Source organism: Intestinimonas sp. RTP31139st1_F5_RTP31139_211217, from assembly GCF_040226735.1.
GTDB classification, from domain to species: domain Bacteria; phylum Bacillota; class Clostridia; order Oscillospirales; family Oscillospiraceae; genus Intestinimonas; species Intestinimonas butyriciproducens.
The window spans coordinates 1-11,583 of the sequence record NZ_JBCOAQ010000029.1 but is presented as its reverse complement, the minus strand read 5'-3'; the positions used below and the strand labels follow the sequence as shown (position 1 = coordinate 11,583).

At 62.3% G+C, this 11,583-nt stretch carries 15 protein-coding genes and 2 pseudogenes; all 17 read right to left on the bottom strand.

From position 1 onward, the window contains the following. Nucleotides 1-41: 41 nt before the first annotated feature. The gene (locus ABUA09_RS14220) at nucleotides 42-959 is read right to left on the bottom strand and encodes a CorA family divalent cation transporter (protein WP_033116466.1); all 918 of its coding nucleotides are present in this window, start codon (nucleotides 957-959) and stop codon (nucleotides 42-44) included. Between the two features lie 97 nt (nucleotides 960-1,056). After that, the gene (locus ABUA09_RS14215; RefSeq protein ID WP_033116465.1) at nucleotides 1,057-1,596 is read right to left on the bottom strand and encodes a EutP/PduV family microcompartment system protein; all 540 of its coding nucleotides are present in this window, start codon (nucleotides 1,594-1,596) and stop codon (nucleotides 1,057-1,059) included. After that, nucleotides 1,593-1,973, bottom strand: a complete 381-nt coding sequence (locus ABUA09_RS14210; protein ID WP_007494494.1) for a BMC domain-containing protein — start codon at nucleotides 1,971-1,973, stop codon at nucleotides 1,593-1,595. Before ABUA09_RS14210 ends, ABUA09_RS14215 begins: the two co-directional genes overlap by 4 nt. A gap of 1 nt (nucleotide 1,974) precedes the next feature. After that, complete coding sequence (locus ABUA09_RS14205) at nucleotides 1,975-2,259, bottom strand: glutaredoxin family protein (RefSeq protein ID WP_264464823.1); 285 nt, start codon at nucleotides 2,257-2,259, stop codon at nucleotides 1,975-1,977. Nucleotides 2,260-2,268: 9 nt separating this feature from the next. Then, nucleotides 2,269-2,787: pseudogene (locus ABUA09_RS14200) on the bottom strand (peroxiredoxin); the annotation flags it as partial. A gap of 28 nt (nucleotides 2,788-2,815) precedes the next feature. After that, nucleotides 2,816-3,088 (bottom strand): hypothetical protein, encoded by a 273-nt coding sequence (locus tag ABUA09_RS14195; RefSeq protein WP_033116463.1) that lies wholly within the window; start codon nucleotides 3,086-3,088, stop codon nucleotides 2,816-2,818. Nucleotides 3,089-3,126: 38 nt separating this feature from the next. Further along, nucleotides 3,127-3,678: a BMC domain-containing protein gene (locus ABUA09_RS14190; RefSeq protein ID WP_007494489.1), complete on the bottom strand. Its 552-nt coding sequence runs from the start codon at nucleotides 3,676-3,678 to the stop codon at nucleotides 3,127-3,129. A gap of 35 nt (nucleotides 3,679-3,713) precedes the next feature. After that, on the bottom strand, nucleotides 3,714-4,628 hold the full coding sequence (locus tag ABUA09_RS14185; protein ID WP_033116462.1) for a DUF7973 family transport facilitator: 915 nt from the start codon (nucleotides 4,626-4,628) through the stop codon (nucleotides 3,714-3,716). Between the two features lie 33 nt (nucleotides 4,629-4,661). Continuing rightward, nucleotides 4,662-5,987 carry an SLBB domain-containing protein gene (locus ABUA09_RS14180; RefSeq protein ID WP_058117928.1) on the bottom strand — a complete coding sequence of 442 codons (1,326 nt, stop codon included), beginning with the start codon at nucleotides 5,985-5,987 and terminating at the stop codon, nucleotides 4,662-4,664. A gap of 18 nt (nucleotides 5,988-6,005) precedes the next feature. Next, nucleotides 6,006-7,421, bottom strand: coding sequence for an aldehyde dehydrogenase family protein (locus tag ABUA09_RS14175; RefSeq protein WP_279204609.1), 1,416 nt, complete (start codon nucleotides 7,419-7,421; stop codon nucleotides 6,006-6,008). Nucleotides 7,422-7,434: 13 nt separating this feature from the next. After that, the gene (locus tag ABUA09_RS14170) at nucleotides 7,435-8,418 is read right to left on the bottom strand and encodes a cob(I)yrinic acid a,c-diamide adenosyltransferase (RefSeq protein WP_058117930.1); all 984 of its coding nucleotides are present in this window, start codon (nucleotides 8,416-8,418) and stop codon (nucleotides 7,435-7,437) included. Continuing rightward, nucleotides 8,418-8,684: a EutN/CcmL family microcompartment protein gene (locus ABUA09_RS14165; protein WP_033116458.1), complete on the bottom strand. Its 267-nt coding sequence runs from the start codon at nucleotides 8,682-8,684 to the stop codon at nucleotides 8,418-8,420. The genes ABUA09_RS14170 and ABUA09_RS14165 overlap by 1 nt, the downstream gene beginning before the upstream one ends. A gap of 13 nt (nucleotides 8,685-8,697) precedes the next feature. Continuing rightward, entirely contained in the window at nucleotides 8,698-9,519 is an 822-nt protein-coding gene (locus tag ABUA09_RS14160) for a hypothetical protein (RefSeq protein WP_349949439.1), read from the bottom strand. Nucleotides 9,520-9,537: 18 nt separating this feature from the next. Continuing rightward, entirely contained in the window at nucleotides 9,538-10,365 is an 828-nt protein-coding gene (gene eutJ, locus ABUA09_RS14155) for an ethanolamine utilization protein EutJ (RefSeq protein WP_058117931.1), read from the bottom strand. Between the two features lie 23 nt (nucleotides 10,366-10,388). Beyond that, nucleotides 10,389-11,048, bottom strand: a complete 660-nt coding sequence (pduL, locus tag ABUA09_RS14150; RefSeq protein WP_033116456.1) for a phosphate propanoyltransferase — start codon at nucleotides 11,046-11,048, stop codon at nucleotides 10,389-10,391. A gap of 15 nt (nucleotides 11,049-11,063) precedes the next feature. Further along, nucleotides 11,064-11,339: a propanediol utilization microcompartment protein PduA gene (gene pduA / locus ABUA09_RS14145; protein ID WP_007494473.1), complete on the bottom strand. Its 276-nt coding sequence runs from the start codon at nucleotides 11,337-11,339 to the stop codon at nucleotides 11,064-11,066. 62 nt (nucleotides 11,340-11,401) lie between these two features. Beyond that, nucleotides 11,402-11,583: pseudogene (locus tag ABUA09_RS14140) on the bottom strand (BMC domain-containing protein); the annotation flags it as partial.

Sequence of the window (11,583 nt, the reverse complement as noted above, 5' to 3'; positions counted from 1 at the left end):
CTAAAGTGCGAAAAATTCTTGACACGACCACCGCCCCATATTTATTTTTCCCACTGGTCCCGCTCCTGCTTCTCTTTCCTGTGGAATTTCGGCAGGGGGGGAAACGCCTGAATAGGACCGCGCCCCGAGGGAAGCGGTGCATTGCCGCGGCGGCTGACATGGTAGACTGCCGTAGCTCCCACGGACAGGCCAGCAACCGACAGGCCGCCGATGATTCCCAGGAGTGGATTGGCGGCCAGCAGGCTTCCGAACATGAAGTTGAGAACCACCCCCACCAGCGAGATGATGCTCAGCAGCCGGGCATTCCGGTTGATGTTGTTATTGGTGATGGAGGTATAGGTATCAAAGTCCTTTAGGACCGTGCTCTTGATGAGCTCATACCGCTCCTCCAGGAAGCGGAACTCCATCAGCACCTCGCCCTGCAGCACATAGCTGTTCTGCATCTGCATCGGATAGTAGCCCTTGTCGATCCGCGACAGGATTTCCTTCACCGCCAGCACCATATTCCCGCACTCCGTGTAGCGCCTGCGAAAATCCAGCAGCCGATAGGTGCCGCTGTTGTCGATGCAGTTGTCCAGGGCGTCCTCCAACTGCTTCATCTCGCCTGTGCAGCCCTCAATGCGCACGGAGAGATCCTGTATTTTGAACTGAAGCGCGTACATCAGCAGCTGGCCGATGTACTTGACAGGCTTCTCCTCCAGAAAGGCGCGAAACGCCCCCTGTGTGGACTCCTCAACGACTGCGTTGCTCCCCACCTGCCTCACCCGCAGGGCGCCGGGCAGCATTTCATCGCCGTAGAGCAGCTCCAACACGACGCGGTCCTCTCTTCCGGTCATACGGTCCTGGGTGACAAGCTCCTCCATCGGGGCAAAAAAGATACAGTAAGAGCTGCCCTCAATCCCCTGTTCCTCCCGGAACTGTCCCCGGTTCATCGCCGAAAAAAAGGTCAACGCTTCCATGGACAGCCCTCCTTCTGCAAATTGTATCGCCTAACGTATCATAACAACAAAGCTCCCACCGCAGTCTCTCCCGCGGCAGGAGCACTCCTGTTTTTTCCTAAACTGTTTGCGGGTGTCCACCGCCCTCCTCGGGCAGCCTCCCATATTTGTTCGAGAGAACCACCCGGGGACGCTCAGCCGCCTGTTCCGAATCCCAGGGCAGGACGTCTCCCGGCTCCCGGAGATAGTTGAGGATCTGCCAGATCCCCTCCCCGGTATAGGAGCTGACCCGAAAAATCGGGTGGCATCCCGCCAGCTCCAGCCAGCCCTGCGCCCGGTCCGGATCGCCGTCCGGATGGTCAATCTGGGTAACAATGCCGATCACCGGGCGGTTGCAGCAGGCCGTCACACAGGGCGGGTAGAGCGAGTACGGCTCGGTGGAGCTCAGCAGCAGCCCCACTACATCGGCCTCATAGGTGTAGAGCGCCAGCGCCTTCGCCAGGCTGGCATTTTCCGCATACTCCCCCGGTGTGTCAATCACCACATCATAGTGGTTTATGTACTGTGTCTTGTGGTAGTGGATCACATCGCCTTTCAGCGCCTGCGTGAGGGTGGTCTTTCCGCATTCGCTCCGGCCCATTAAAATAATTTTCTTCATGTCCTCGTAATTTCACAGATGGTAAAGCCGAGGTGATTCTTCAGATAGGTCAGGATGCTGGACACCGCGGCCTGTACATTTGAGATGCGTCCGGTAAAAATGAGGGTTCCGCTGAAGCGGTCAATAAACCCCATCTCCACCTTGGAGGTCTTGGTCGCGATATCGCCCGCAATTACGGAAATTTCAGAGGGCGTCATGCTCAGAATCCCGATGGCGGCCTGCTGGTAGTCCACATTGGGATTGAGGCCCAGCTTCTGATAGATAATCTCATCCGGGCTTGCAATAATATGGGCCAGAGTGACCTGCTTGCCGGGCACCATCTCCTGGACAAGCCGCATCTTCCCCTCCTGCACGGTTCCAAAGTCCATTAAATCCATCCTATTTCACCTCATTTGCTCCGCTCGGGCCCAGCGCCGCCTTGATTCTGGGCATATTATAGCCTACGATCTCCTCCGCGCCGATCACCGTGACCGGCAGGCCCGTGTAGCCACGGCTCTCCATAAAGGCCTGCCCGGCCTTATCCTCCGCGAGGTTGACCTCCTCATAGGAGATCCCGCTCTGCCTCAAAAACTCCTTTACACTGCGGCAGTAGCTGCAGCCGGGCGTCGTATAGATGCGCACGGGCGCCGCGCCCGCCAGCACCGGGGCCTCGCGCTCCGGCATGTCCGGGCGGAGGTTTTCCTCCCCGGCCTTCCAGCCGGCCGCGCACAGGCCGCCGGTTTTCAGCGCGGCCAATACCCGGAGCACCTCCTCCGGATTGCGACCGATATTGTTGTCGTGGATTACGCTGTAACGCACCCTTTGCTCCGAATCAATCAGGAACAGCCCCCGCAGGGCCACCCCCTCCTCCTCCAGCAGCACTCCGTAGTCGGCGCAGACCCGCAGGGTCTGATCCGCCGCCATTGGGTAACCCAGCCCGCCCAGGCCGTTGCGCTGCCAGGCCTGGTGGGTGTAGACGCTGTCCGTGCTCACGCTGAGCAGCTCCGCGCCGGCCGCCCGGAAGGCCTCCCGGTGCTCTGAGAAGGATGTGAGCTCTGTGGGACAGACAAAGGTGAAGTCCATGGGGTAGAAGAACAGAACCAGCCATTTCCCGGCATAGTCCGGCAGCGCGACGCGCACAAAATGTTCTCCATCCGCCGACAGCGCCTCCATGGAAAAATAGGGCGCCTGCTTTCCAATGAGTCGTTCCACAGAGCTCACAATCCTTTCTTACCAATTCTTATTTATCCGGCTTATAGAAGCACTGAGAGCAGTCGTCCTCCTTGTCCTTCTCCCGCTTCTGCCCGTCCTCGGGCTGGTAGAAGCACTGGGGACACTCCTCCTCCGGCTTTTCCTCCACTGCCTCCGGCTGGTAAAAGCACTGGGGGCACTCCTCCGTCTCACTGCTCCTGCCGGGGGTGTGGTACATGCCCTGGGGCACGCGCTCCCCCTCCCCAGGCTTTTTGCGGTTGGGTGCTGGATAGTGGCAGTTGGGGCAATCCTGCGAAGCCATACCGATGGCCCTCCTTTCCGTGTCTGTTCCTGTTTCCCTTAATTTGTCAGCTTGTCAATCAGTCCCGGATGAGGCGATGCGATCACGCTGCTGCTTGTAATATCCCCGGTCTCCTCCAGTTGATTCATCGCGGCCTTAACCGCAGAGCGAACCGCGGAAACCTCGCCGGTGAGAATGACAAAGCCCTTGCCGCCCAGGCCGCGGGCAATGCGGATCTCCATCAGGCGGACATTCGCGGCCTTGGCGGCATAGTCCCCCGCCTCAACGGCGGTCAAAGCCGTCATAGTCTCAATCACGCCGATGGAGGCGATGTGTCCCACCTCCGACGTGCCCACGATCGCCTCCGGGACGGAGGCATGCACGTTGTTGATGGTGTGGTGCCCGACCAGATAGATGCCCGCTGTCTGGCGGCCGCTCTCCATGGCGCTCTTCACGGCGCCTACCGCGCCGCAGATGATAATGACATATTTACCCGGACAGGTGGGGGTCGCGGTCAGCAGCTCCACATTGGCGGCCTTCAGCACCGCATCGGCGGTTTCAATGCCGACGGGGATGCTTTTCAATTCCAGTAATCCGATGGACTTTCCCATAACTGGCCTCTTTTCCTATGGATTCCTCTGCTAGTTCAGGCATTGATCACGCTACTGACAGCGTTGATCACAATCGTCAGGATAAAGATTGTGGTGGCAGGGGGGTCGATGTGGGTGTCGCAGTGGCTGTTCAGGCTCTTACCCACCAGATCGCCCAGCAGGGAGCCCAGGATGCCGAAGAGCACGCCCAGCAGAGCGCCCGCAGGGCCCCAGGCGGTAATGCCGGCCACGGCGGCCAGCCCGGAGGGCAGGAAAATGTGATGGGTCGCGGGCGTGGCGAAGCCGGTCTGGGTGAAGATCAGCGTGATAGCCGCAAAGCCGAAGCACACGATCGGGAAGATGCTGAACGCGGCGGTGAACTCATTCTCGTACAGGAACGCGGCGATGAAGCCCACAACAATGCCGATGCCGCCGCCCAGTACCACGTTATAGATGAAGCCCTTCCCGGTGGCGAACCACTCGCGCTTTCCGGAGCCGGTGTACTTGCCGGTCAGGCCGGTCTTGCCGAAGGCCAGACGGGTGACAACCGCCAGAATGAAGACGGTGATGCCGGGCAGGTCGGTGGTGGCGGGGCCGGCGCTGCCGATGACGGGCAGCAGGCCGATGCAGTAGTGGATCAGGAAGCCCAGCACGCCGAAGATGCCGCCCACCAGGAGCACATCGGGCTCACCCAGGCCGTTGAGGGAGGACAGGATGTCGGTGCCGGAGGCCAGCTTGCCCTTGCGGCCCGCATATCCGGCGGCCGCCACGCCGCCGGCAAAGGCGATGTGGGGGCCGACAAAGGAACCAAAGGCGAGGTAGTTGACTGCAACATCGCCGCCCACGCCGGCAGCCGTCAGGACTCCGCCCACCAGGGCGTAGATACCAGTCATAATAAAGGCGGGAAGGGCGCCCATGTAAGCGCCGATAATGCCGCCGCCAAATGCGGCGATCAGAGCCAAGATATCCATAAATCAGTTCCTCTCCAATCTTTATTGTTGTCTTTATTGTTGGATGGTAATCTCTCGCTCGGTCACCGCGGTCACCTTGCCCGCGATGCTTGCATGAAGGTTCGCCCCCAGCTTACCCTCTGGGGCCGTTGCAATCAGGGCTCCCTTCTCCACTCTGTCCCCTGCACGCACCACAGGCTGGGCGGATGCGCCCACCCCCTGGCTCAGCGGCAGGGTCACCATTTGATAATCGCGGGAGCTATCCTCCATCGGAGCGGGGACATCATAGGCATCCAGCCCCAACTGATGAATCAGCTTGTGAACCGGGTATCGCTTGTACTGCCGGAACGGCGCGGCCGCCTCCGGCTGGTTGTGCAGCGCATTGCGGACACCCTTCTTTCCCATCTCGCCCTTGAGCATCCCATTCATTTTCCAGGGCTGGAGCCCCATCACACAGGCATACTCGCACAGGCGGCAGCCGCAGCACAGAAAGGCGTTCATGGGGGTATACTCCGGGTCGCAGAGAGTACCATAGGCGGCCAGGCGCATCATCTTATGCGGCTGGATGCGGTGCCCCAGCAGGCCCCGTGGGCAGACCTCGGAGCACAGGGAGCACTGCATACAGGCCACCCGGGCATCCTGGAGCATCCGCGGCACGGGCCGGTTCAGGCTCTGGAGGAGGGCGTGGCCCTCCGGGACCACGATGAGCCCCTTTGTGGTCTTGGTGATAGCGCTTCCGGTGCTCACCACACGCCCCATCATGGGCCCGCCGTTGATGACCTCATAGTGCTCCACGGTGGGGCCGCCCGCCAGGGCCAGCGCCTCCGCCACTGTGATGCCCAGGGGCACCTTCACGGTCTTGGGGGTGCGCACCGCGCCGGTCAGCGTGACATACTTCTCAATCACTGGGGTCTGATCCCGGACGGCCGCCAGCACATTGAGGGCCGTCTCCACATTGCTGACCACCACGCCCACATTCAGGGGAATGCCCCCCTCCGGGACCACACGTCCGGTCACTTCGTAGACGATCACCTGTTCGTCACCGGCGGGATAAAATGCGCCCATCCGGTGAACCCTCAGCCCGGGATGCCTGGACAGCTCCCGCTCCAGCGCCTCCACCGCCGCGTGGTAGTGCTCCTTGAGCGCCACCACCCCCTGGGATGCCCCGACCTGCTCCACAAGCAGGTCGAGGGCGTCCAGCAGATCACCGGCCTGGAGGGCCATCAACTGCTGATCCACCCGGAGCAGCGGTTCACACTCCGCTCCGTTGATGATGACGGTGTCCGCCTGGGCCTTGAGCTTCACATGGGTGGGAAATCCGGCGCCGCCGGCTCCCACCACACCGGCCTGCTCCACCAGGCCGAGCAGATTCTCTTGCATAATGGCCCAAACCTCCGTTTATCTGACGTCCATCCCTCCGACGAGCACACACCTGCGGCGCCGGGCAAAGGATTTGGCCGAAGTCAGGCCCTCTCCGGTGGGACCGGCGATGGTAAACGTGGTATAGCCCTCGCCGCCTACGCCGATACCGGCGTAAGAGGGGCCGTTTTTCACAAAAATCGTGGTCTGGATGAGCCTGGCCATCTTGGTCAGCTTCTCCACATTGCGGGAGTGCATCATGGCGGTGTGGCGGTTGCCGTGCTCCACCCGGACAGCCATCTCAATGGCCTGGTCCACATCGGGAACCCGCACCACGGGCAGGATGGGCATCATGAGCTCCACCTGCACGAAGGGGTGGTCCTCCTTGGCCTCCATGAGGATGACCTTCACGTCGTCTCCCACGGTAATGCCGATCTTGTCCAGGATGTACTTGGCGCTCTTGCCCACAAACTCGGTCTTGGGGCTCTTGCCCTCCTTGGTCACCAGCTCCACCAGTTGGCTGATCACGGCGGGATCCTTGACCTCGTAGGCGCCGTTCTTCTTCATGTTGAAGATCAGGTAGTCGGCCACGGAGTCTACGGCGATGGCTTCCTTCTCGGCGATGCAGGGCAGGTTGTTGTCAAAGGAGCAGCCGTCCACAATATCCTTGGCGGCCTTCTCGATGTCGGCGGTCTCGTCCACCACAACGGGGGGATTGCCGGCGCCGGCGCCGATGGCCTTCTTGCCGCTGGAGAGCACCGTTTTGACGATGGCGGGGCCGCCGGTGGCCACCAGCATGCGGATCTTGGGGTGGCTCATCATGGCGTTGGTGTTCTCAATCGAGGGGGCGGACACGGTGGCCACCAGGTTGGCGGGCGCGCCTGCCTTGCAGAGGGCCTTGTTGATGAGCTGGATCAGGTGCAGGGACACCTTCTTGGCCCGGGGGTGGGGGCTAAACACCACCGCGTTCCCCGCCGCCAGCATGCCGATGGAGTTGCAGATGATGGTCTCCGTGGGGTTGGTGGTGGGGGTGATGGAGCCGATCACGCCAAAAGGCGAGTACTCCACCAGGGTCAGGCCGTCGTCGCCGCTCATGGCGTCGGTGGTCAGATCCTCGATGCCGGGCGTCTTGACCGCGGCCAGACGGTTTTTGATGAGCTTGTACTCATAACCGCCCATGCCGGTCTCCTCCACGGCCAGGCGGGAGATGTGCTCCAGGTTCTCCTGGTCCAGCACCACGTCGCGGATGGCCTGGACATAGCGGGCCCGGTCGTGCATGGAGCGGTTCAGGTACTCCCGCTGGGCCGCCACGGCCGCGTCCACCGCGTCGTTCATGCTCTCAAATACACCCCAGTCCCCGCCAGACGGGCAGGTCTGGATGGAAGCAGTCTCCGTGCTCAGCTGGGATACAACCCGCTTCACAATGGATTCGACCACATTCTCGTCAATGTTCATTTGCTGTTCCTCCTTAGAGAGACATCGCATACCGTGCGATGTCCAGATCCTGTTCCACTGTACCGCCGGATACGCCGATGCCGCCCACGACTTCCCCGCTTACCACATAGGGGAACCCGCCGCCAAACAGCACGATTTTCCCGGGAGCGGAAGCGTCAATGCCGTAGAGCGGGCCGTCCGGCCGGGCCGCCTGGCCCAGCTCATGGGTCGGCATCTGGAAGGCGTTGGCGGTATAGGCCTTTCCGGCTGAGATGTCCACGCTGCCCAGCAGCGCGCCCTCCATTCTATGGAGCAGGACCAGATTGCCGCCGCTGTCCACTGCGGAGAACACCACCGGAACCCCGAGCTGTCCGGCCCGCTCCACGGCCCGCTGGGCCATCCTCTGGAGCGATGCCAAACTAAAGGGGGGCAGGCCACCCTCCGGGGCGGACATCTGTTTCCGGACCAGCGCAGTCACCTGCGCCCTCAGGCGCTCCTCCTGCGTCAGATCCTCCTGAAGCCTGGCCAGCGCGTACACCGCGTCGGACAGGCGGTTAATGTAGCGGGCCAGCACCTCCCGTACCGGCTCGCTCTCCGACAGGGCCACCACATGGCGCTCCGCCCGGCGGACAATGGTACGGGCCACATGGAGCGCCGCCGAGGCGGGATCCACGCCCGGAATCACGAAATGAGTTTGCTTCCCCGTGGTCTCGGTGCACTTGTCCACCACGCCCTCCAGAAAAGCCACATCCTCCTCCGAGATCTTCCCCGTCAGCCTGGCCGCACCCTGCTCGTCACTGGCCAGCTCGGCCCCCAGGGCGAACAGCCGTCCCTGGATGTGGTGAACGGTAGTGCGGATATACTCCCGGTCGGTCTGAGCATACGCCAGACCCAGCATGGAGTTGGCCTCGTCGATGGTGCCGTAGCATTCCACCCGCAGGCTGGACTTGCTCACCCGGGAGCCGCCCACCAGGCTGGTCTGGCCTTTGTCTCCGGTTTTGGTGTAAAGATTCGCCATCAGCCCACCTCTACCGTATCCACAATGCCCACGATGGAGGTATCCACCGGGGCATCGCCCTTGCCGAACACATAGCGCGCGGAGCTGCCCTTGCAGACAATGACGATCTCGCCGGCGCCCGCTCCCACGGAGTCCACGGCCACCTCGCTGGTGCCTTCCCGCTCCAGACGCTCCGTCAGCTTTTCCACGATCAGGAGCTTCATCCCCACCAGATGCTCGTTCTTACTGGTGGAAACCACGGTCCCGATCACTCTTCCCAAATACATTTTGCCACCTGCTTTACGTCTCTTTTCGGATGCAGATGTCCCGGCGGCGCGCCTCATCGGCGGCCAGTTGGGTAATCAGGGTCTCCCGCGGCACCCACAGGGTGCTGTGGGGCGGACATCCCTGAACGTGGCGTCCGCTCAGGACCCTGCCCTCCAGCCGGACACGGGCAGGCCCCTCCGGCTTCCGGAACTCGGCCTCCTGCCTCGCGGCCAGCGCCGCCGTCCGGGTCTGTGGTCCCCCGACCGCCCACAGCGTCTTGTCATAGAGGCCGCCGGAGGTGGTCAGGCGTGCGCCGAAGGAGCGCAGGGTCTCCAGATTGTTCCGAAGCGCCTGCTTCAGCGGCTCCGTCATATGGAAGCCGCGCTTTAGGCGCTCGGCGGGATCCGGGCAACAGCCGTCGATGTTCACCACCACGTTCTTTCCCCGCATCAGGCCGTCCAGAATGACGGCCGACGCCGGTGTGTCCGCCATGCAGGCGGCCACGTGGGCGGCGGTATGTACCGTCATGGCCGGAACCAAAATGGGGTCGTACCGGGCAGTCAGCGCCTCCGGGGTCTCTTCCGGAGTCTCCACCCACAGCTTCTCCGGCTCCAGAACGGAGCGGAGCCGTTCCACGTCCAGCAGGCCGGACGCCCCCCGCGAGAGGAGCACCCGGAACGTGAAGCCCTCTCCGCGCAGACGGCTCATGGCCTCCAGCGCGGCAGCCTCACCGATGTTGGAACCGGTGTAGACTACCAGCGCCTGCTTCTGCCGCGCCAGGAGCTTCTCCACAACGCGCTGGGCCAGAATCTCGACAAACGCCTCATCCGCCATCCTGCGCAGTTGCTCCGTCATCAACGGTCCTCACCTACTTTACAGCTTGCAGTTTACGGCGATCCCCAGGGGCGTCACCAGTAGCGGAGCCGCCGGCTTGACCACGGGGACACCCAGAAATTTCTCGAATACCGATTCAAATTGGGTGAAGCAGCACGCGCCGCCCACCACATAGACCGTCTCCACCGGATACTCCCGAAGGTAGTTCTTGACAATGGACGCCATTTTCTCCACAACCGGCTTGATCACAGGAAACACATTGGCCTCCTGCGCCGGATCCCGCTTGGCCAATTCGGCCTCCTGAGTATTCCAGCCGTGGAAGCCGGCCAGCACCAGCGTCATATGGGTGCCTCCCGTAGGCTCGTCGCCCGTGAAAATCACCTTTCCGTCCTTCAGGACGCTGATCCCTGTGGTGCCGCCGCCCACGTCCACCACTGCGCCGTCGGAAATGCCCAGCACGGAGGAGGCCGCCGTGGGCTCATCCACAATGTTGGTCAGACGGAAACCCGCCGCCTCCACGACGTTTCCAATGGCCTTCACATTGCCCTCAAGGATACCGGGCGGGATGGCACAGGCTCCGGCGTCCAGCATGACGCCCAGGCGCTCCTCCAACTGTCCTTTCAGATGCGTGACCGCCCGAACCGCCCCCATGTAGTCCACCACGATACCGTCCCGGACCACTGTGGAGGGATAAGAGGCCCCGGCCACCGGCCGGTTCTGCTCATCCACCACCGCCAGCACGATGTTGGCGGTGCCCAGATCCACCCCGGTTCGTAGCGCGCCCTTCCAGGCATTGCAGCCTCCGGTTTGAATCAGCCGCTCAAATTCCAGAAGGGTCTCGTTGGCTTGCGTCAGCTCCTGGCCCATCTCCGCCCTGCCTCCCTCCCGGCTCAATCGTCAAGGAAAAAGGCCCGGTCGCCGTTTTTGACGCCCAGAGCATTGGCCTCTTCCACATCAATGTGCATTTCCAGCGCGTACTTGTCGGAGACGCGCACCAGCACGTTGCACAGGATCGCGCCCCGCAGGCCCTCGATTTCCGTCCGGATATACTGGCCGTCCTCCACGCCGAAGCGCGCCGCGTCCTCCGGGGTCATGTGCACGTGCCGCAGCGCCGCGATCACGCCGCTGTCCTTCTTTACGCTCCCACAGGGCCCGATGATTTCAATACCCGGGGTATCCTTCAACTGACCGGACTCGCGCACGGGGGGCTTGACCCCCAGCGTGAAGCCGTCGGCGATGGAGATCTCCACCTGCGTCTGAGAGCGCAGGGGCCCCAGCACGCGCACGCGGCTGAGCTCCCCTTTGGGGCCGCGGATGGTGACGGTCTCTTCCGCAGCATACTGCCCCGGCTGGCCGAGCATTTTTTTGACCGTCAGCTCGCTGCCCGGACCAAACAGAGCATCCATGTCCGCCCGGTCCAGATGGACATGGCGGTTGGAGACCCCAATGGGGGTGGAGCGTTCCAGCCGCTGCTGCTTCTGGAGCTCCTCCACCACCATGCGGGTGATCCGGCGGACAATCTCTGTTGAAACCACGTTGTTCTTGTCCATGCCTTAAGCCTCTTTTTACAGGCCCTTCGGCAGAATCTTCTCCACGTCGGTGTGGGGACGGGGGATGACGTGCTGCGCCACGATCTCGCCCACCTTCTCGGCGGCGCAGGCGCCGGCGTCCACTGCGGCCTTGACCGCGCCCACGTCGCCGCGGACCATGACGGTGACCAGGCCGGAGCCGATCTTCTCATAGCCCATCAGCGTAACGTTGGCGGATTTGGTCATGGCATCGGCCGCCTCGATCGCGCCGACCAGACCTTTTGTCTCGATCATACCCAGAGCTTCACCCATTGTGATAACCTCCTAGAAAATATTAGAAAAATCAGTGCTGCCGTCCCGCTTTTCTGCGCGGTTCAGCGTTTTGCGGACTTTTTTCCCCGCCGTTTGGAGGGCGTTTCCTTCCCCTTTTCGGAGGGGGCCTCCTTCGGAGACTCCATCGCCTCCGAAGCGCCCTCCTCGACGGGCTGCGCCTCCTTCGGAGACTCCATCGCCTCCGAAGCGCCCTCCTTGACGGGCTGCGCCTCCTCCGGAGACT